The following is a 21,346-nucleotide window of genomic DNA, read 5'->3' on the forward strand; positions in this document are numbered from 1 at the left end:
ATGCTAATTGTTTTGTTTTTTAGTGCTGCGCCACACCTGCCAACCGATATAGACAAGCAACATAGTCGCACCGATAGCATATCCCCAACCGCTAGGAATATTAGAAAAGCCCATTGCCAAACTGCCCACCCATAGAGTTAGAGCGTAAATAAACAGCACAGTTTGTCTTTGAGAAATTCCCGCTTTGAGTAGCCAGTGATGGAGATGGCTTTTATCGGCAATGAAAGGAGATTTTCCTTTACTGATGCGAGATAAAATTACCGCTGACATATCTAGTATTGGTACTGCCAAAATTAGATATGGTAACAGTACGGCAGTAATTGCGGTAGTTTTAACCAAACCGATCGCTCCCACTGCTGCCAGGGTAAAGCCCATAAAATAGGCTCCCCCATCTCCCATAAAAATTTGAGCGGGATTAAAATTATATCGTAGAAATCCCAAAGCACCACCAGCCAATGCCGCAGCGATTAAAGCAGCGGCTGATTGGTGCATAAATAGAGTAACTACTAACATAACTACGGCAGCAATTCCCGAAACCCCTGCTGCTAAACCATCGACCCCGTCAATCCAATTGATGGCATTAGCCATTCCCACCAGCCAGATAACGGTAACGGGCAGACTCAGCCAACCAACTTGAATCAAGCCATCAAAAGGAACAGAAAGAAAATCAATTCTGACCCCCATTAACCAGCAAACGGCAGCTACTATTACCTGCATTAGCAAGCGTGAAATTGGAGTTAAATTAAATAAATCGTCTGCAAAACCAATGGCAAAATAAAAAATACTGCCCATAATTACCGCCCAAATTTCACCTTCTCTACCCATAGAAACAGAAGCAAAGCCGCCCAATCGCCAGACAATTAACAATGCGGTAATCGTGCCGATAAATATTGAGATTCCACCGACACGAACGACTGGATCTTTGTGAATTTTGCGGGCGTTAGGTCGATCTACCATACCTAATTTAAGACCGAGATTCTTAACATCGGGAATTGTCCACAGCACGACGGTAACAGAAATTAGAAAGGCAATTAGATGAAATAGTTCCGCAGGCATCTAAGTTTCGTAGGTTCTCAAATTAGTACATTGGGTTCCCCAACCTCTTAAATTAAATTCTCGCTGGTACGGGAATTTGTAAATAAGGATAGAGAGGAAAACGATCGCACAAAGCCGCTACACGACGCAAACAATTCTGTTGAACTGCTTCGTCTTCAGGAGCGAGCAATTTGTCTGCAACAATGTTAGCAATCTCATTGAATTCTGTCTCCCCCATACCTCTAGTAGTCATTGCTGGAGAACCCAAACGCAAACCGCTAGTGACAAAAGGAGATTCTGTATCGAAAGGTACGGTATTTTTGTTGGCGGTAATGTTAATTTCGCTCATGAGGCGATCGCCTCGTTTGCCCGTCATGCCAATACAGCGCAGATCGACGAGAATTAAGTGGTTGTCGGTTCCCCCAGATACCAATTTGAAGTCGCGATCGCTCAAAGTTTGTGCCATCGCTTGGGCGTTAGCAATTACCTGAGCCGAATATTCTTTAAATTCGGGTTTTAAAGCTTCGCCAAATGCCACGGCTTTAGCGGCAATGGCGTGTTCTAAAGGTCCTCCCTGATTGCCAGGAAAAACGGCTTTGTTGAGTTTTTTACCTAGTTCTGGGTCGCGAGTTAAAATCAAACCGCCTCTAGGACCGCGCAGAGTTTTATGAGTGGTAGTAGTAACGACATCGCAGTAGGGAATGGGGTTGGGATGGTGTCCCGTTGCTACCAATCCTGCAATATGGGCAATATCTGCCAGTAAATAGGCTCCCACTTCATCGGCGATCGCCCGAAACTCATCAAATTCAATAGTTCGAGAATATGCCGAATAGCCGCAGATAATTAGTTTGGGACGTTCTTTGATGGCTAAATCGCGGATGGCATCGAAGTCGAGACGTTCGGTTTCTTTATTGACTCCGTAGTGAACCACTTCAAACCATTTACCAGAAACGTTGACGGGAGAACCATGAGTTAGATGTCCGCCGTGAGACAAGTCCATACCCATAATCTTGTCTCCAGGTTCTAAAAGAGCCAGAAAGACCGCAAAGTTAGCCTGTGCGCCTGAATGGGGTTGAACGTTAGCCATCTCGGCACCAAACAGTTGTTTGGCTCTATCTATAGCTAATTGTTCGGCGCGATCGATGATTTCACAACCGCCATAGTAGCGTTTTCCTGGCAATCCTTCGGCATATTTATTGGTCAATACCGAACCTTGAGCGGCAAGTACCGCAGGGGAAGTAAAGTTTTCGCTAGCAATTAGCTCCAGGTGCGATCGCTGGCGTTTGACTTCTAGATCGATAATTTCGGTAATTTCGGGATCGGTTTGCGCGAGAAAATCTAAATTAGTTTTGGTCACTGAATAATCCTTGTGATTAATAATAAAGACTGGTAATTTTAATATACTCAATAACTAATAACCAAATCTGTAAACGAGCGCAAAGGATGAAAGAACTCGATCTCGAAACTGCAATCAAAATTCTCAATACAATTATGGAGTACGAATTAGCTGGAGTAGTACGCTACACACACTACTCGCTAATGGTAACAGGACCAAACCGCATTCCCCTAGTAGATTTTTTTAAAGGACAAGCAGCCGAATCTCTAACTCACGCTCAACAGGCAGGGGAAATAATTACTGGTTTAGAAGGAGGTCATCCCAGTCTAAAGATCGCTCCAGTGAAAGAAAGTTATCACCATGCGATCGAAGATATTCTAAAAGAAAGCTGGGAACACGAACAAAAAGCTTTAAGCCTTTACAAAGAGCTATTAACAGTTGTCGAAAATGCCAGTATCTATTTAGAAGAATATAGCCGAACTATGATTAGTAGTGAAGAAATGCACGGGCTAGAGTTGAGAAAAATGTTACGTGACTATAAAGTTTCTACATAGTTTTATCAATGAGCAAACTCGCGCGTTCCCAAGTCCGCGACTTTCGAGGAAATCTCGAAAGTTTAAGTCGGACGCTTGCGCCTTACGCCGAACGGCAGCAAAGCTGCCAAGCGCGTCAGCGCGCTTGCCCTCTGCGAGGGCTGTGGGTCGCTCGTCAATGAGCAATTATTAAAGATTTATCGTTTGTAGTGTTCTATGGACAATGTTTCTTGTTCATTGTTGAATACTTTTTCAAATTGCAACAAACCGTTAAAACTTTTGAACTATTAAGGTATGTGGCAAAAACTACAGATTGCAGTAGTCAAAAACTAAAATAATAATATTAAAGTCTAATAGCCTCAACAATGTAATTATGTTTGTAATGATTGCAGAAGAACAAATAGTTTCTTTAGAACGAGTTTGTCAAACTTGTTTGATGGCAGATCGTAGCGGTTTACCGCGATGGCACCAAGGGCAACTAGGCTGTGGTCAAGCAATACAAAAAGCGACGGATAAACAAGCAGCTATTTATCAATGTCAAATGGGATTTCGGGTAACTCATATTGAGTGAACGCAACAATTTGTTGTTACTTAAATTATTATTGGACTGCGCTATATTCAATTTTATAGCTCGTAATAACAAGAGGTAGAAATATGCCCTGGCGCGGTTCGACAGATACCAAAGATCGTTTGTTTGCAGCACTTGTATATCTAATACCGCTATTTGAATCTTTACGTTTTAGCGGATATATCCAAGCTCAGTTTCCCTTATTGTCGCCTTTGTTTGGCTTGCTACAGACTATACTTACTCCGTTAGCGATAATTTACAGCATCAACCCTTTTATGAGTCTGATTATTTTCTTTGTCTTGCTTTTAGCGGTAGTAAGAAATGAAAAAATTAGCCATTTTATTCGGTTTAATACTATGCAGGCGATTTTAATTGATATCGCTCTAGCACTATTGGGAATTATTTTTAGCACTCTTTTCGGTTCTTTAGGTTTAGTTTTAGGTATACTCAGCAGCATTGTGTTTATCTTTGGTGCTGCTGCCTGCATTTATGGTATAGTTCAGTCTGTTTTAGGTCTTTACGCAGAAATTCCTACTATTTCTGATGCCGTCTATTCTCAGGTACCATAAGCCCTAACGACCTGTTTTTATTATCCCGTTACTTGATTAGATAAACTACCAATTCCTTCTATTTCTACTCGAACTATATCTCCTGGCTGCATCGAGCCTATTCCCTCTGGCGTACCAGTCAAAATTACATCGCCAGGGTTTAAAGTCATGACTTGGGAGATATAAGCCACGATCGCGGCAGGAGAAAAAACCATCTCTGTAATCAATGCTGTTTGACAGAGTTTATCGTTTAAAAAGGTTTGTAGTTTACTCTCACTACTCAATTCTCGGACGATCCAAGGTCCCAAAGGACAAAAAGTATCAAATCCTTTGGCTCTAGTCCACTGTCCGTCTTTTTTCTGTAAATCTCTAGCCGTTACGTCATTAGCAATGGTATAACCCCAAATAGCTTTAGCTGCCTGTTCTGCGCTTAGTTTTCGACAGCGTTCGCCAATAACCAAGGCTAACTCTCCTTCATAGTCAACTCGCTCTGATTGAGGAGGATAAACAATTTGACGATCGCTGGCAATAATTGTCGTAGGCGGTTTGAGAAACAGTAACGGTTCCTGGGGAACGGGAGTACCCATTTCGCGAGCGTGATTGAGATAATTCTTACCTACCGCTACAATTTTGGAAGGAGCGCAAGGAGCTAATATTTGATAGCTTTCAGGCTCTAGTTCGATATCAGTTTGTTGTCCTCCCAACCAAGGAGGTGCATCTAATACCACCATGCTACGATTTGCCTGGAGTAAACCATAGTAAACTTGCTCGCGCTTAGTTTTAATTCGTACGTAACGTAGTGGCATAAATAAATAAAGAATTAGATAACAAAACAATAATAATATACGTAGCCTGGCTTGCTATTTGTATAGACTGCGCTAATCTAACTTGGTTTGTCCATATATATCATTAAATTTTAATTTATTTACAGCTTTAGAAAATTCTTAGGCTTTAGGCTCTAGGCTCTAGTAATTAGAATGGGATTGAATTGAACCTCTCCCAATTACAATTTCTCCAAAAGGAAAAGGACTTATTCCAAATCCTGTTTGAATGCAACACTTAACTTATAGGTTATGTGAGGGTAATAAGTATTTTTTGTAAATCGGATTTGGTCTTAAACTCAATTACGGGACGATAAGTTCGAACTTACCAAATGTCAAATTTTTCCTGGCAAGAAATATTTCTTTTTTTTAAGAGAAAATTTAAGATAGAATAATAAATCCTTGCTTCTTGGCAAAATTAGGGCGTAACTGCGATCTAGATTGCTTTTGGGATTTTTAGAATCGAGCAGAACCACATTACGATGTTTTTCGTTGGCAACTAAAACTAGCTTCCAATCCCTCAGACCTGTTTGCCGAGAAGCCATACTGTCCATAAGGAGATTGACTAGATGAATAATTACGAAATAATGTATATTTTGCGTCCCGACCTTTCTGAAGAGCAGGTAGGCGAGACAACTAATAAGTATCAAAGCTTTTTAAGCGAAAATGGTGCTGAGAGTATTGAGATCGACATTAAAGGCAAAAGAAGATTGGCATATCCTATCGGTAAATATTTAGATGGGATTTACGTTATAAAAAACTTTCAGGCAGATGGCTCTCAAATTGCTACTTTAGAGAGAATGATGCGTTTGAGCGATGATGTGATTCGCTATTTGTCCCTCAAGTTAAAACCAGCATCCGTAGTTGAAGCTACAGAAGCAGAATCCGAACCCGTAGCTGAAGAAACAGAAGTATCGGTTTAAAACTAAACTAAAGCCATTACTTACCTCGAACCTCTAAAATTTTTAGGCGATCGCCAATTTGGACTATACCCGTGTTGCAGGGAATCATGTATTCACCAAACATGACTCCCTGTTCGCTAAATTGACGGAAAGAACCTAGAGTTCGCAAAGGTTCTTTAAGAGAATGTTTTTCTCCCCGCTCTTGGTCGATTGTAGTGATGATGCAGCGACTACAGGGTTTGATTACGGCAAATTTTACTTCTCCAATTTGAATTAGTTTCCAACTATCTTCTATAAAGGGTTCTGCGGTACTCAAAACTATATTAGGTCGAAAGCGATTCATAGGAACCGCTTGTTTTTGCTGTTGATGAATTTCGACAATGCGCTGATTTAATTCTTTAAGAGAAGCAGTGGTAGTTAATAAATAGGGATAAGAATCAGCCAAACTTACCTGTTCTTTACCTGTAAAGTGTTTTGGTTCTACAGGGCGAATATGATGTAAAGACTGTCTGACTAAACGGCATTCTTTACTAGCTTCTAATTCTAAAGCGCGATGAAACCATTGTGCTACTGCATCACCCTGGTCGCTCGCTTCAATTTGTTCGCCCCACATTTCTACGATTACTTCATTTTCAGTGAGGGTAGGGGTAAAACTAAAAGGTGGAATAGTTTCATCTTCTACTGATAAAACTATTTTTTCGTTATCTATCTTTACCCGAACCTTAGCTAAACGAGGATATTGTCTTTGGGTAATAAATTTACCACTTTTAGTAACTAACATCATTTCCCGATCGCCAAAAAAGCCTTTAGGCATTACTTTTGCTCGTTCTAACTTAATCCCCTGACAAGATTTAATCGGATAAATATAAAGTTCTGAGACTATCATAAGCTTGAGTAAAACTGGCAAAAGAACAGATGTGCAGCCTATCGTAGGCGTTTAATTTCATTTCAATTCGCGATCGAAATCGCCAAAATAGATAGCTATGTTGTAGGCGACTTATGAAATAACTGCCAGTAATAATTTGGCAAACGATCTTAACCATAAAAAACAGCAAATTAAGCCAAAGTTGTCATTGCACTTTGTTTATCAATTTGAGCTACTTACTCTCTGTTTTTTAAGGCAAAATTTTTGATTCGTCCACTTTTTTTTGTGAATAGATTTCACGATTGAAGCCCAAAAGCATTAGCCAAACGTAGAATTAACGATTCACGATTAGGAGCGGCAATTATTTGAACTCCTATAGGTAAAGAGTCATTTGGCTTAATGGGAATTGAGAGTACGGGAAGACCGATAAAAGAAAAAGGTTGAGTAAAACGACCTAGATTGGGGCGGATTAAAATCTCTTCGCCATTAATTATCGTTGTTTCTTTTCCTAGCGGTGTAGCGGTGCAGGGTGTAGTGGGAGCGAGAAGCAAATCTACTTCTGTAAATATTTGTTGCAGTTGCTGGCGATACCAACGGCGAAATTGTTGCGCCCGTACGTACCAGGAACCAGGAATTAATGCTCCTGCCAAAAAGCGATCGCGTGTAGCAGGGTCGAAGTCTTGAGGACGAGTTTGCAAGTTATTAAGGTGTAAATTTGCTCCCTCTACCGCCGTAATAATATAGGCTGCGGCTTTGGCGCGATCGCATTCGGGTATAGTAATTCTTTGGGTAACGTCAAGCTGTCGGGCAACTCGTTCCACTGCTTCCAGTGCTTCTGGTTCGGCACCCTGTTGAAAGTAACCATCGGCAATCGCAATTTTCAATCCTGCAATTCCCCGATCTAGTTCTGGTAGGCATAATCGAGCGTTATTATTGTGCAAAATATCGAAAACTACGGCTAAATCCCGAACCGAATTGGCAAAAGCTCCTACACAGTCCAAACTGCTGGAAAATAACTGCATTCCCTGACGAGAAAGACAACCGTAAGTAGGTTTTAAGCCGTATACGCCACACAAAGCCGCAGGAACTCGAACCGAGCCGTTAGTATCCGAACCCAGGCTTAGAGGCACTAATTTTGCCGCTACTGCCGCCGCCGAACCACCAGAAGAACCGCCAGCAATCCGACTCAAGTCGTGAGGGTTGCGAGTTGCGCCATAGTGACTGTTTTCGGTTACAAAACCATAGGCATATTCATCCATGTTCAATGCCCCGACTAAAATCGCACCTGCCTGTTTTAGTCTGGCAATAACTGTAGCGTCTGCGGTAGCAGGTGGATGTTCGCGCTCGATCTTAGAACCAGCCAGAGTAGTTATTCCCTCAATATCAAACAAGTTTTTAACGGCAAAAGGAACACCCGCTAATATTCCTGGATTTTCACCTCTGGCGATTGCCGTATCGATTTTTTCCGCCTGCGCGATCGCGCTTTCTGCCAGAACCGTAGTAAAACAGTTTAGTTTGGGGTTGTGTAGTTGAATCTGCTGTAACGTTTTCTCAATAGTTTCACTAACGGTAATTTCTCTGTCAGTAATTGCCCTAGATAGAGCGATCGCATCTCGATACTGGTTCATGGCTCAAAAGTAGGTGCGGGTTCTATATCTTCGGGCAAATCGAACTCCATTACCAAAGCCGCAACTTCGCTCAGGCGAGTGAAGTTATCTACTACCCCAGACAAATATTCTGGAGTTAGTTTTAATCCCATCAATTCCGCTGTTTGTTTGACGTATTCCGTATAGTTGGGTTTAGCTTCAGTCATCTTGTTATAGCGTTTTGTCTATTAACTAATGAGGGACAAAAAATCACTTAACTTTGCCCCCTGCTCCCTTGCCCCCTGCTCCCTTGCCCCCTGCACCCCTGCTTGTCTAAACCCATCAATTTAATACTGACAGATCGATAGTCTCTAAACAATCGGCGATCGCTATGGCAATTTGTTTTTTGCCTACAGCTTTTTGTGGTTTTTTGTCTTTAGTTACCAGATATGCTACCTGTTCTCCTCGCTCTCTTATTTCTTCTCCGCGATTGGCTACCACCATTTGATAGCCTTGTTGCAATCTAGCATTGGCAATAGCAATCAATTCTTGGTGCGAAACATTTTCCTGATACTTAAACGTCACCATATACAAACTGGGAAATCGCGTTCTAACTTCGCTAATAACTTTTGCAGTCGGTACTAAATTAATAGTTTGCTTGCTACCACTAGGAATTTTGCCAGGAAATACGCTATCCGAGCGATAATCGGCAACGGCAGCAGAAAAAATTGCTATTTTACACTGATGCTGTTGTAATTCTTCGATTACTCTTGTTTTGTATTCATCGTAAGTATCAACCACACAATAAGGAAGATAATCAGGAGGGGTATAATTACTCCGTCCATGAATCAAGCTTACCTTTGCTCTTCTCAAATACAATTCTTCAGTCAGATAAGCAGCTAGTCTACCTGTAAAACGATTGGTAAGCAGGCGTATATTGTCGATAGGTACTGGGGTTGCTCCTCCCGTAACTAAAATAGGAATATCTCTCAGACTTGATTTACTGACGGCGCGACAGACTGCTGAGGCGATTGCCATTTCTGAAGGCAAGTTATTTTTACCGTATGCTGCGCGAGGTGGTATTATTTTTACCCCCATGGTGTCTAACTGCTGTAGCGATTCGGTCAAAATAGAGTTATGCAGACTGCCGTGCATGGTAGGGGCAATTAAAACCTCTGTTTTACCTCGCTCCATTCTGCCAATTGCCGAGGCTATTGCTGAAGTAATTACACCATCGGCGATGCCATAGCGGATTTTGTTAATTGTATTGTAAGTTGCAGGAGCGACGATATAAGCAGCAAAAGGGCGATCGTCACTGAGATGCTCGGCAGCAGCAGTTAAGTTGGTAATAACCCGATTGGTGGTACTCCATTCCAGAGCATCGATAGTCGTGTATCGTAAAGCTTCAAGGGAAGCAAAAGCCACCACATCAGCACCCCGACGGCGCAGAGTACGAGCAATTAGAGGTGCTTTGAGCGCGGCGATACTGCCAGTAACCAGTAAAGCAATGCGTTGATTCTGTAGATGAGTTGATTCTAAAACAACTTCGCGATCGCCTAAGTCTGATTCTGCTGGTGGTTTGAATTCCCAATCGGTCATAGATCGATTAATTGAAACAAGCGATCGAGCTAATATTCTATTTTTTATTTAGGCTCAAATCTCGATTAATTTCATTTTAAGTCAAAATATACGGTCGTCTTTAAAAAGATTTAAACTACGTTGGTATTTTAAATAAAAACATATTTGTAGCTTTGCGATCTTTATAAGATTTATCGAGAAATATCTAATATTTTATCAATCTACTTTATTCGTTTACGCTAACTTTATCTATTACAAAACATATTATCAACCAGACACCTGCACTAATAAATATTGTTAAGAGTAATCTTAAAATAAATAACTTTATATCTGACAAATCTTGACTGTAGTTATATATTAAAACTGCGTCAATTGCTGCTGTGAAAAATCCTATAGCTTGTTTTAAATTATTATTAGACATCTTCTACCCTCCTGCAAACCTAGTGTTTTCATGTACGAGACTATTTTAAAATACCCATAAGCTTCATCTAAACTAACAAACTTATTCTGTCTAGTTTTATTTAAATTTGCTCGGCTATACAAATTAGAGTTTGCAGGGTAACGCTATTTACACCTGTACGGGCAAGGCATTGCCTTGCTTCTACCTGTGAAACGTCTAAATCTCTGATATTCCTTGCTCAAAGCTATCTAAAATTGCTGCCAAATTGAAATTAGCTTTAGCACTGTGGTATCCCCGTTCGGCTAACTTATCGACTAGAGTACGATCGCTAATTACTTTTTGTATCTCTTTGCTAAGTGCGATCGCATCACCAGGAGGAAATAACAAGCCACTAACCCCATCTTCGATTAACTCTAAGGCTCCTCCAGCAGCAGAAGCAATTGTAGGACGTTGGGCTAGCTGCCCCTCGACTATCACCCTGCCAAAAGGTTCGGGTTCGGTAGAAGTATGAACGATCGCATCGCAAGCTTTCATTAAGGTAGGTATGTCATCGCGAAATCCCAACCAATGAACCCGATGTTTGAGTTCTGGTTCGCTGGCTAAATTTTTTATGTAACTAACGTATTCTTCTTCACCAAACAATACATCTCCCACAAACAGAGCATGAAGTGCAGGTAATTCTTTCATCGCCAAAAGTAAAATGTGCTGTCCCTTCCAATAAGACAGACGGCTGAATAATCCTACCAACGGCGCATCGGCAACTTCTAAAGTTTCGCGCAACTGCCGAGCTTCTCCATCGGTAACGCAATCGAATGGTTCGGAGTTAAAACCGTTGTAAACCACGCTAGTCAAATCTTGTTTGCCCCCAGCAGCTACAAAAGCTTTACCTGTAGCTTGAGAATTGACCAATACTTTGGCTGCAAATCTATTTGCCAAACTAACTGCAATGCGGCGATTAATCGCGCTAAAGTGTTTGGCTGTTAAGATATCGTGTAAATACCAAACTACGGGCGGGCTATTTCTTAAGGTTGCTAGTGCTGCAACAATAAATGCTTTTTGAGAATTAGCAAAAATAAAATCGAATTCTTTTGCCTCTACTGCTACTTTACCTGCTAATGACCATAGTTCTGGTATGGTTTTTAGTGCTTTTAAACCTCCAGAAGCGCGAAGTTCTAAGACTTTTTCGGAAACCTCAATAACTTTTACTTTTACTCCCGCACTTTCGAGACGCGATCGCAAAACTCCGTCGGCAAATAATATGACTTGACTTCTTTGCCGATAGGCAGTTGCCAAGTCCAGTAGACTGAGTTCCGCTCCACCCAAAACAGCCGTATGATCGATAAACAGAATTTTTCGTTGGTGCATATTAATTGTGCGATCGCCAAAATTAGTTTTTAACACCCAAATTAATTAATTTTCGTCTGGCATAGTCTTTAATTAGAGGCTGCAAAACATACAAGTTGTCTTTCTGTAGCACTAGATGGCGTTCTTTAAGAGAATTTAGGCTTTCTAGTCTTTGAGAGTGAGATTGTGAGTTAGAAATAATTCGCTCTAAAGTCTTAAATGTGCTACCACAACAGCTTATAGCAAGTAAATATACTATTTCTTTTTCTAAGAGAGATAGATAATTTAATTCTCGATCTAACAACTCTTCTATTTCTTTTAGGCGAAAAATATCCCTCAACACCAAGGCAATATCTTCTTTCATCAAATTTTTCATACTGCCAACAACAATATTTAATATTTGTGGATTATATTGACAGTATTGACTTAAGTTTTGCCATTCTGTTTCTGACAAGTTTGCCGTCAGTCTTTTACTAAATACTTTAACGATGCTCGATTGTTGAAGTCCTTTAAGATTGAGAAAAAAGACGCGATCGGTAGAATAGTAGTCTAATATTTTCGGTTTAATACAGCTAGTAGCAATTAACAGGCTTTGATGCTGAGTAGAGAGTAGACAACGAAGTAACTGTCCGTATTCTTCATAACCCTGACGATAAGAAGCAGTATAATCACCTGCCTTTAAAATCGCCTGTAGCTCATCTAAAACCAACAAGCATTTGTGTTGACGTAAATAATAAATAAGTTTTGCCAGTAAATTGTGCAGGCTATCGGAATTGATATCTGTCTCTTTATTTGAGGAGGGATCGAAAATATGTAAATAGTTAGCCAATAAAAATTTTACTGAAGGCGCATCCGTAAGCGAGAACCAGATAATATACTCGAAGCGATCGCTTACCTGTTTGGCAAACTTGGTGACTAAACTCGTTTTACCACACCCAAGCATTCCCGAAACTACAATGCAGCGACAGTTGGGATTTTGACTCCATGTATTCAAACGAACTAATTCTAATTCTCTACCTCTAAAATTAGATACGTCAGGAGCAGTCGTCCAATGTAGTTGCTTATCACTTAACACTATAGTGTTCCAAACTACTGTTTCAAAGCTTTGAACGTGCAATAGCCTACTTTCAGTTCTAGTGTTAAGTTGGTTTCTCATAAACGGCACGAAATTACTCTTGCTTATCTGCGTACCAAATGACTTAGAAAGCAATTTCCACAGTTCATACCCTTTAGTTTTGACATACTCCATTTCATAATTGAAGTTGGTAGCAATTTCAGAATATGTTTTACCTTCCCAAACCTGTCTGAGTATGATCTCTTGTATTTTATTTAAATATGAGGGTTTAATAACTTCGTCGATTATTGAAATCGCGCGATCGAAATCGTAGTAATTGTCAATCATTTTTGGTAAAAATAAACAAGATATCAAACATTGCTTGGTTTACAATAATTGCTAATTGTTGTAACTATATCGATTGACTGGCTAGCAGTGATGGTCGATTGATTGATGACTCTTAGTACACAGGTTAAAAATTTTACTACGAAACTGTAATACATTTAATTTTTTTTAAGTTACTCAAGAGTTATTAAACAATACTAAATAAAAATACGAGTACGTAAATATATCTTAGGTATACTTATACTCTTTATACTCTTCAAGTATATTTATTTAAGTATTATATTTTAATCAGATTTACACATCATTAAATTAAAAGCGATCGCGTCGATTGAGATCGACCGCTTATTATAGCAGGTGTTTGCCATGATTATTGAAGCTATTACTACATATATTATTTATTTCAAAAAAACTACAAACTGCTTGCCTATAGGCAATGACTAAAAAGTTACTTTATAGTTACTTATAAATACTGCTGTTTTAAAGTTTTGTTAGATATATTTACCGAGAGTCGATCGGTAAATTTACTTGCCATTAAGGCACTAGTTAACTATGATACTGAGTAAAATTTGGTCTACAACGATTAAACCGCTCTAAAACTTTGGTTTGAGAGAAGATATTTTGTTAATTTTATCAACTGCGTGGAGGACTCGACTTGCTTTTAAATTGTGTTACTAATACGAAATTTTAAGTCGAGATTTATAGATGAAAGTAGCTTTAGTACATGATTATCTAACTCAGAGAGGCGGTGCAGAGAGGGTATTTGAATTACTGTGTAAATATTTCGATCGGGCAGATATTTACACTTCCGTATATCATGCGTCGAAAACTGTAGACTTAGGCGATCGCCAAATCAATACAACTTTTTTACAGCAAGTTCCAGGTACTAGAAAACGCTTTCGGCTATTTGCTCCTTTGTTTTATCCTGCATTTCGCTTTTTAGATTTGCAAGACTACGACTTAATCATTAGCAGTACCTCTAGCTTTGCTAAAGCAGTTAGAAAAAAACCGGGAGCGATGCACATCTGTTTTTGTCATAACATAACTCGCTTTTTGTGGGACACACGTACCTATTTAGAGGAGTATGGAGGACTGAAAAAGTATTCTAAAGCGCTCGAACCCGTATTACAATCCTTGCGTCAGGCAGATTTAATCTATTCTCAAGAACCAGATTTGTATATAGCAAATTCTTCAACAGTAGCCAAACGCATAGAAAAAGTCTATTCACGAAAATCGCTGGTAATCAACTATCCTATAGATACCAAAAAATTCATTTTTTCTGACTGCAAGGAAGACTTTTATCTTATTTCCTCCAGAATGATAAGTTACAAGCGTTTGGATATCGCCATTGAAGCCTTTAACTGGTTGGGGCTACCTTTGGTAATTATTGGTGATGGTCCAGAGCGCAAACGCCTTGAAGCCAAAGCTCTCGACAATATAAAATTTCTCGGCTTTGTGAACGACGAATGGCGCACGCATTTGATGGCAAAAGCCAAAGCTGTGGTAATTACTGCCCTGGAAGATTATGGCTTAGTTCCGATTGAATCAAATGCCAGCGGTACGCCAGTAGTAGCTTACGGTGCGGGAGGAGTTCTCGATACCCAGGTACATAAAGAAACGGGAATTTTATTTAAACCGCAATCTCCCGAAGCACTTCAAACAGCCTTGTTTATGGCAGAACAACAACAGTGGGATTATCATCAAATTCGCGCTCATGCCGTCAATAATTTTTCCGAAGCAGTTTTTTTCAAACAAGTCAGACAAACAATAGAAGAATTTTGCGGTAAATCTGTAATCGATAGTATAGAACTAAACTTGGATTTAGAAAGCGATCGCGCTTTGGTGGAGGTAAATTAATGGAGCGAGTTAACTGGGAAGAAGAGCGAGGAGATTTAGGCTATGGAAAACTGTTACAAATCCTCTGGCGACGGCGATATTGGTTTGCTGGAGTTTTTGGCACAGTCTTGGCAGTAGCAATCCCTCTAACTTTAAGTAAAGCACCAAGTTACGAAAGCTACATGCAGCTTTTGGTCGAACCCAACTACCAGGGCAACAGCAATACCAGAGATGCCGAGCAAACTTTTGCCGATTCTGATATTCAGATTGACTATGCTACCCAGTTAAATTTGATGCGTAGCTCGGAATTGATTCAGCAGGCAGTAGAAAAACTACATGCTACATATCCAGATATAGACGTAGAAACCATTAAGAAATCTCTGCTTCTAGATCGGCTTGTCGAGAAAGAAGACGAAGGAGAAGATACCGAAACCAAAATTTTTGAAGTCGCCTATTCGGATGAAGATCCAGAAAAAACTCAAAGAGTATTAGAAGCGCTAAAGGAAGTATATCTCGATTACAATTTAGCCCAGCAAGATAAGCGTTTGCAAGAAGGCTTGAGTTTTATCGACAAACAAATTCCCGAAGCGCGAGAGACTATCGATCGGGCTGAAGCTGAATTAAAGCAGTTACGAACTCGCTACAATTTGATCGCTCCAGACAAAGAAGCCACAACTATGGCAGAGATGCTTAACAATATCGAACAGCAAAGAGCGTCGATTAGTGCGGAGTACCAAGCTACAAAAGGACGTGTAGACCAGCTACAGGGTGTATTTGGTTTGTCTGCCAATAACGCCGATACCGCCTCTCGCCTCAGCCAGTCTTCTACATACCAACTGTTGTTCGATCGCCTGCAGGAAATTGAAACCCAATTAGCAGCAGAAAGAAATAGGTTTACCGAAGATAATCCCATCGTTCGAGAATTAATCGAGCGCCGAGATAGCACCCAGACTCAACTAAGACAGGAAGCCGAAAGAATTTTGGGAACGGCTACTCCAGGCTCGTTGCCAGCAATCTTACCCCAGCAACAAACAGTCGATTCCGACACGGAATTAATTCAAACCCTAACTCAAGCTAAAGCCGATTTAGCAGCGTTGTCAGAGCGCGATCGCGCTCTGGCTAAAACCGAGCAAAAGCTCAGACAACAACTCAACCAGTTCCCCGATATAATCGCTCAATATGCTAACTTAGCCCAAGATCTGCAAACCAAAAGAGATACTCTACAAAGACTGCTTACAGCCAAACAGGAATTAGGCATAGAGATCGACCGCGGAGGCTTTAACTGGCAAATAGTCGAGCCACCAAGATTAGGAGAGGAGACAGGACCGAGTACCACACAAAAAATTCTTATTTGCGGTATTGTAGCTACTTTTTTAGGAGGAGTTGCGGCATTCTTTAGAGAAGCTTTAGACGATCGCATTTACAGTTACGAACAACTTCAAGAGCGAATCGATTTGCCTATTTTAGGTACTGCTCCCAGCTTGTTACCGCCAGCAGACGATCCGTTTACAGTCAAACTACCGTTTTTGCTCTCTCGCTCGGTCGAATTTGATGAGATTATTCATTGGCCCCCATTTCGCGAATCTCTCGATTTGATTTACGAAAATATTCAATTAATTGGCTACGATTCCTCGTATAAATCTATAGCCGTAACCAGTCCTTCAGAAGGAGAAGGCAAATCTACTTTAGTTGTCGGTTTGGCTATGAGCGTCGCTCGCCATCACAATCGAGTTTTAATTATCGACGGCGACCTACGCTGCCCGACCATACACCAAAAGTTTCGCCTCGATAATCAAAGTGGGCTATCTGATTTTTTAATCGGACAGACAATAGTTCCTAATATAAACCAAGTAACTCTAGCAGACGAAAGAATAGATGTATTGACTTCGGGAGCGATAAGTTCCGACCCAGTTAAATTATTAAACTCCTCTAAATTTAAACAGTTAATTCGCAACTATGAAGAGATTTACGACTTAATTTTGATCGATACACCGCCAGCTATAGGTATGGCCGATGCAATTAAAGTAGCCTCCTGCTGTGATGGAACGATCTTGATGACTCGTCTCAATCAGGTAAAAGCTTCGGAATTATTGCAGGCGGTTGGTTTGCTCGATAAATTAAACGTCATTGGCGTAATTGCTAATGATTCAAAAGAGGTAGTCAAACAGTATAAAAACAAAAAACGCTATTTATTTCCCGAAACAGTTTAAATAATTTGTGGAGAAAATCGATCGTGACTGACAATATTTTGCTAACCACCTCTAAAGTATTAAATCTCGACCTAGCTCCCAGCCAGGAAACTAACGGTGATTTGCCACCCTGTAGCCTGAAATGGCGCAAGAAAAAGCTGTGGGTCGAAAAAATAACCAGCAAAAGTCGCCATCGCTTCACTTTGCCCGCTCTAAAACGCCAACAGTGGTTAAAAGAGTGTCTGAAACGCTCGCCTATAGATCGAGTTTGTGTTGATTCCAAACTAGGTGAGATGGGCATTAAAATTTGGGCTGATGCTTGTCTGGCTACTAAGAAACAGATTTTTTTACGTATACCCTCCTGTCCTAAAATTCTTCAAAATCAAAAAAGCGTTTATTGGCGATTTAAAAGAATGATGGACTGGTGTGGCGCGGCAGTTTTATTACTAATACTCAGTCCCATTCTGCTAGCAGTTGCCGCAGCGATCGCCATTTCTTCCCCAGGACCTATTTTCTTTCGTCAGTGGCGAGTAGGTAGAAGGGGCAAACTGTTTCAAATTTATAAGTTTCGCACGATGGTAATCGATGCCGAACGACAGCACCATCAAATTATGAGCGCGCAGCAAGGATTGCACAAGCGAGAAGACGATCCCCGCGTTACCACCGTCGGTCGGGTTCTGCGTAAATATAGTCTCGATGAACTGCCCCAACTATTAAACGTACTTAAAGGGGAACTTAGTTTGGTAGGACCTCGTCCCTGGGCACTATATGATGCTTTACGTCTGGGAGAAACGAAAAAAGAGAGACTCAATGTACTGCCAGGAATTACGGGAGCATGGCAAGTAGAAAGCCGCTCTAATTTACTAGAATTGGAAGCCGTCACCAAATGCGATTTAGAGTATTTGCAAAGCTGGACTTTAAAAAGAGATTTAAAAATATTATTGCTAACCGTACCTAGAGTTTTTTCTGGTTTTGGTGCTTATTAATTGGGATCGTACTGTATGAGGATGCAAAGAAGCTTGAAATTTCCCTTGTTATTACGTAATTTAGTAAAAGCCACTGAATTTTGGCGAGATAACTATATAATTGTCCGCGAACTCAAACATTTTCGGAAAATTGCTATTCTGGCGTTGACCTGTACTTTGCTAGCAGCAATTTTTGAAGGAGGTACGGTAGGTTTAATTGCCTCTTTCTTACAGGGATTGACCAATCCCAACGAACCCCCAATTCAAACGGGGATCGAATGGTTTGACGTTCGGATTTTGGCAACTGAAGCAACCGCAGCAGCGCGAATTTATCGTCTGTCGGCACTGATCCTGGTAACAGTATGGTTTAGATCTGCACTCCTATATTTTGGAACTTATAATCTCAGGCTTTCTCAATCTAATTTATGCGATCGCATTCGCCAGCGTCTTTTCGACCAGTTTCAAAGTTTGAGCCTGAGCTATTATTCCAGCAGTCGTTCGGGAGAATTAATCAATAGCATCACTAATGAAATCAATCAGCTAAAACAAGCGATCGAGATCTATTCAATGTTGATTACTCGTAGCTCGACGATGCTAGCTTACGTAGTATCTATGTTTTGGATTTCCTGGCAACTGACAATAACCGCTTTAATGTTTTATTTTTTGTTGTCTGTAGGTTTGTCCAAGCTAATTGCCAGAGTACGCGAAGCTAGTTTTGCCGTTCCCCAAGCTAACGGCAAACTAACCTCAGTTGCGATTGAATTTATTAACGGCATTCGTACTGTTAAAGCTTCGGCAACTCAAGATTACGAACGAAGAAGATTTGTGCGAGCCAGTAGAAACATTATTGAAGCTGAAGACAAAGTTGCTGGGATCTCGTCATCGGTACAGCCAATAGCAGAAGGGGTAGCCAGCACGATTTTGATTATTATGGTTATCGTGGCATTCAATTTATTTATTGTTGGAGGCGAATTTAAAGCGGCTTCGCTACTAACGTTTATGTTTGTTTTGTTTCGGATGATGCCTTTGGTATCTCAAATAAATGCTAAGAGAGAAAATCTCAATCGTTTTCGAGGCACCATCGAACACCTCAAACAACTGCTGAGAACCGACGACAAACCTTATCTGCAAGATGGAAAAATCCAGTTTTCTGGTTTAAAACAAGGTATCGACTTTATTTCTGTCGATTTTAGTTACCAACCAGAAGAAGATTTAGTGCTTAAAAATATCACCCTGTCTATTGAAAAGGGAAAAACTACTGCTTTAGTAGGGTCTTCTGGTGCTGGTAAGAGTACTTTAGCAGATTTAATTCCCAGATTTTACGATCCCACTAGCGGCGAAATACTGATTGATGGTGTAAATCTGCGTCGGTTAGAAATCAATTCTTTGCGTCGCCGCATGGCAGTAGTCAGCCAAGAAACCTTTATTTTTAACAACACAGTAAGATACAACATTGCCTATGGGTTAGAAGATATTGACGAACTCAAAATTATTCAAGCAGCAAAACAGTCTAATGCCTGGTCATTTATTCAGTCACTACCTGAAGGATTCAATACCATACTAGGAGATCGCGGCGTGCGGTTATCGGGAGGACAAAGGCAGCGCCTTGCCATTGCTCGTGCTTTATTACGCGATCCCGAAATTTTAATTCTCGACGAGGCAACTAGTGCTTTAGACTCCGTCACCGAAAGGCTAATTCAAGAATCTTTAGAAAAACTTTCTCAAGATCGAACCGTTATTGCCATCGCTCATCGACTCTCTACTATTGTCAAAGCAGACAAAGTAGTCGTACTCGAACAAGGTCATATTGTCGAGCAAGGTACCTATGAAGAGTTGTTGCAGCAGCGAGGCAAACTGTGGAAGTATCATCAGATGCAGCACGAACTAACCTAAGCCAGGATTATAGAATTAATTAGTCAAAGCGGTAGTAACAAGCGAACTAATCTGCCTACAACCGATCGGCAATATAGCAAATGAAAGTTATAAGCGAGCCATTACGTTATTTTAGTTAGATTTTCTTGGCTCGAAACCCGTCACTTTTTGGTCATATTTGAGTTTTATTTTAAGCAGTGCAACTTTAGTTAAAACCTAAATGAATGTCCTCGTGGCACTTTCATCCTAAATTACACCAATCTATGAAAATTGCCTATATTGTCGAATCTTTTCCCGTTCTATCTCAGACTTTTATAGTCAATCAAATTGTCGGTGCGATCGAGCGGGGTCACGAAGTTCACATCCATCCTATCGGTATTTTTCATCGAGAAGACGACTTAGAGCGCATTCATCCCATTATAAAAAAGTATCGTTTGTTGGAGCAGACCCATTATTCACCTTCATTGCCAGTCAACTATCTCTGGCGAATTTTGAAAGCAATAGGATTATTTTTTGTTTATTTTTACCGAGGTTCCTGGACTTGTCTGCCCACTCTTAACTTTTTTAAATATGGTAGAGCTGCTTATTCTCTACGCTTGTTTTATCAAGCAATTGGGCTACTTAGCGATCGCCAATACGATATAATACATTGTCAGTTTGGTCTTTTAGGTAGTCTAGCTCTAATCTACCGCGACTGTGGTTTACTTCAAGGAACTTTGGTAACTACCTTTCGGGGTTTTGATGTCAGTTCTCTAATCGAACAACAAGGCAGCCAAATTTACGACCGTTTGTTTGTTGAAGGAGATTTTTTTATGGCTAACTGCGAGTTTTTTAAACAACGGGCGATCGAGTTGGGCTGTAACCCCCAAAAAATTATCGTTCACGGTTCGGGAATAGACTGCCAGAAATTTGCCTATAGACCTTCTCGTATAGCTTCTGATGGTAAAATTCGTTTGATTACAGTGGGGCGTTTGGTAGAAAAAAAAGGCATTGAATATGGCATTAAAGCTGTAGCTAAACTGGCAGCAACCTACCACAACCTCGAATACAAGATTGTTGGCGACGGTCCTTTACGAAAGTCTTTACAAAGGTTAATTGAAGAACTTCAAGTTGGACACATTGTAAAATTGTTGGGAGCCAAACATCAAGAGGAAATTATTGCGCTGCTCGCCAAATCCGATTTGTTTCTCGCTCCCTGTGTCAGGGCGAACAGCGGCGATAGTGATGCTCCAGTTAATACTTTAAAAGAGGCAATGGCAATAGGATTACCAGTAGTCAGTACCGAACATGGCGGCATTCCCGAACTTGTAGAGCATGGCGTATCTGGTTTTCTGGTTCCCGAACGAGATGTAGAGGCACTAATGGAAAAAATTGAGTATTCGATCGAACATCCCCAAGAATGGTTGTCAATGGGAAAAGCTGGTCGCGCCCGTGTCGAAGCAAAATATGACATTGAAAAGCTTAACGACGAGCTAGTAAAAATCTATGAGCAATTGGCATTGAAAAAGTCTCAGTCCAAGCTCGAACATTTGATAACAGCATAACCTCAGTTTGATTAAACATTAACAGCCG

The 21,346-nt window shown here is 40.6% G+C and carries 20 protein-coding genes; 9 read left to right on the top strand and 11 right to left on the bottom strand.

Annotation, left to right across the window (positions count from 1 at the left end; all coding sequences use genetic code 11):
- Positions 1-3: 3 nt before the first annotated feature.
- Positions 4-1,056: a glycosyltransferase family 4 protein gene (locus KV40_RS16075; protein ID WP_036483528.1), complete on the bottom strand. Its 1,053-nt coding sequence runs from the start codon at positions 1,054-1,056 to the stop codon at positions 4-6.
- A gap of 52 nt (positions 1,057-1,108) precedes the next feature.
- Positions 1,109-2,392 carry a serine hydroxymethyltransferase gene (gene glyA, locus KV40_RS16080; RefSeq protein WP_036483529.1) on the bottom strand — a complete coding sequence of 428 codons (1,284 nt, stop codon included), beginning with the start codon at positions 2,390-2,392 and terminating at the stop codon, positions 1,109-1,111.
- Between the two features lie 86 nt (positions 2,393-2,478).
- Between glyA and KV40_RS16085 the strand changes: the two genes are divergently transcribed.
- The 3 genes from KV40_RS16085 to KV40_RS16095 all read left to right on the top strand — a co-directional run bounded on the left by KV40_RS16085 (position 2,479) and on the right by KV40_RS16095 (position 4,041).
- The gene (locus KV40_RS16085; RefSeq protein ID WP_036483530.1) at positions 2,479-2,925 is read left to right on the top strand and encodes a bacterioferritin; all 447 of its coding nucleotides are present in this window, start codon (positions 2,479-2,481) and stop codon (positions 2,923-2,925) included.
- Between the two features lie 352 nt (positions 2,926-3,277).
- Positions 3,278-3,475: a hypothetical protein gene (locus KV40_RS16090; protein WP_036483531.1), complete on the top strand. Its 198-nt coding sequence runs from the start codon at positions 3,278-3,280 to the stop codon at positions 3,473-3,475.
- An 83-nt stretch (positions 3,476-3,558) separates the two neighbouring features.
- Complete coding sequence (locus KV40_RS16095; protein ID WP_036483533.1) at positions 3,559-4,041, top strand: Tic20 family protein; 483 nt, start codon at positions 3,559-3,561, stop codon at positions 4,039-4,041.
- 20 nt (positions 4,042-4,061) lie between these two features.
- Here the strand turns inward: KV40_RS16095 and KV40_RS16100 are convergent, their stop codons facing one another.
- A complete protein-coding gene (locus KV40_RS16100; protein WP_036483881.1) occupies positions 4,062-4,826 on the bottom strand; it encodes a fumarylacetoacetate hydrolase family protein in 765 nt (254 codons plus the stop codon).
- 350 nt (positions 4,827-5,176) lie between these two features.
- Positions 5,177-5,386 carry a hypothetical protein gene (locus KV40_RS16105; RefSeq protein ID WP_156114052.1) on the bottom strand — a complete coding sequence of 70 codons (210 nt, stop codon included), beginning with the start codon at positions 5,384-5,386 and terminating at the stop codon, positions 5,177-5,179.
- Between the two features lie 24 nt (positions 5,387-5,410).
- Here KV40_RS16105 and rpsF point away from each other — a divergent pair, with 24 nt between their 5' ends.
- Positions 5,411-5,764: a 30S ribosomal protein S6 gene (gene rpsF / locus KV40_RS16110; RefSeq protein ID WP_036483536.1), complete on the top strand. Its 354-nt coding sequence runs from the start codon at positions 5,411-5,413 to the stop codon at positions 5,762-5,764.
- 16 nt (positions 5,765-5,780) lie between these two features.
- Here the strand turns inward: rpsF and KV40_RS16115 are convergent, their stop codons facing one another.
- The 7 genes from KV40_RS16115 to KV40_RS16145 form a co-directional block, all read right to left on the bottom strand.
- Entirely contained in the window at positions 5,781-6,629 is an 849-nt protein-coding gene (locus KV40_RS16115; RefSeq protein WP_036483537.1) for an MOSC domain-containing protein, read from the bottom strand.
- 275 nt (positions 6,630-6,904) lie between these two features.
- Complete coding sequence (locus KV40_RS16120) at positions 6,905-8,236, bottom strand: AtzE family amidohydrolase (RefSeq protein ID WP_036483539.1); 1,332 nt, start codon at positions 8,234-8,236, stop codon at positions 6,905-6,907.
- Positions 8,233-8,421, bottom strand: coding sequence for a DUF4089 domain-containing protein (locus KV40_RS16125; protein WP_036483540.1), 189 nt, complete (start codon positions 8,419-8,421; stop codon positions 8,233-8,235). The genes KV40_RS16120 and KV40_RS16125 overlap by 4 nt, the downstream gene beginning before the upstream one ends.
- Positions 8,422-8,536: 115 nt before the next feature.
- Entirely contained in the window at positions 8,537-9,793 is a 1,257-nt protein-coding gene (locus KV40_RS16130; protein ID WP_036483542.1) for a phosphopantothenoylcysteine decarboxylase, read from the bottom strand.
- A 205-nt stretch (positions 9,794-9,998) separates the two neighbouring features.
- Positions 9,999-10,193 (bottom strand): hypothetical protein, encoded by a 195-nt coding sequence (locus KV40_RS16135; protein WP_036483544.1) that lies wholly within the window; start codon positions 10,191-10,193, stop codon positions 9,999-10,001.
- Positions 10,194-10,388: 195 nt separating this feature from the next.
- The gene (locus KV40_RS16140) at positions 10,389-11,573 is read right to left on the bottom strand and encodes a glycosyltransferase family 4 protein (protein ID WP_253274280.1); all 1,185 of its coding nucleotides are present in this window, start codon (positions 11,571-11,573) and stop codon (positions 10,389-10,391) included.
- Positions 11,560-12,918 (bottom strand): ATP-binding protein, encoded by a 1,359-nt coding sequence (locus tag KV40_RS16145; RefSeq protein ID WP_036483547.1) that lies wholly within the window; start codon positions 12,916-12,918, stop codon positions 11,560-11,562. Before KV40_RS16145 ends, KV40_RS16140 begins: the two co-directional genes overlap by 14 nt.
- A gap of 699 nt (positions 12,919-13,617) precedes the next feature.
- On the opposite strand from KV40_RS16145, the gene KV40_RS16150 reads away from it, so the two are divergent.
- The 5 genes from KV40_RS16150 to KV40_RS16170 all read left to right on the top strand — a co-directional run bounded on the left by KV40_RS16150 (position 13,618) and on the right by KV40_RS16170 (position 21,318).
- Positions 13,618-14,769 carry a glycosyltransferase gene (locus tag KV40_RS16150; RefSeq protein ID WP_036483550.1) on the top strand — a complete coding sequence of 384 codons (1,152 nt, stop codon included), beginning with the start codon at positions 13,618-13,620 and terminating at the stop codon, positions 14,767-14,769.
- Positions 14,769-16,958: a polysaccharide biosynthesis tyrosine autokinase gene (locus tag KV40_RS16155; RefSeq protein WP_036483553.1), complete on the top strand. Its 2,190-nt coding sequence runs from the start codon at positions 14,769-14,771 to the stop codon at positions 16,956-16,958. The genes KV40_RS16150 and KV40_RS16155 overlap by 1 nt, the downstream gene beginning before the upstream one ends.
- Before the next feature lie 23 nt (positions 16,959-16,981).
- A complete protein-coding gene (gene hepC, locus KV40_RS16160; protein WP_036483556.1) occupies positions 16,982-17,923 on the top strand; it encodes a heterocyst development glycosyltransferase HepC in 942 nt (313 codons plus the stop codon).
- 21 nt (positions 17,924-17,944) lie between these two features.
- The gene (gene hepA / locus KV40_RS16165) at positions 17,945-19,795 is read left to right on the top strand and encodes a heterocyst formation ABC transporter subunit HepA (protein ID WP_036483558.1); all 1,851 of its coding nucleotides are present in this window, start codon (positions 17,945-17,947) and stop codon (positions 19,793-19,795) included.
- Positions 19,796-19,998: 203 nt separating this feature from the next.
- Positions 19,999-21,318, top strand: coding sequence for a glycosyltransferase (locus KV40_RS16170; RefSeq protein ID WP_253274282.1), 1,320 nt, complete (start codon positions 19,999-20,001; stop codon positions 21,316-21,318).
- Positions 21,319-21,346: the final 28 nt, after the last annotated feature.

It is taken from the genome of Myxosarcina sp. GI1 (assembly GCF_000756305.1).
Lineage (GTDB): Bacteria > Cyanobacteriota > Cyanobacteriia > Cyanobacteriales > Xenococcaceae > Myxosarcina.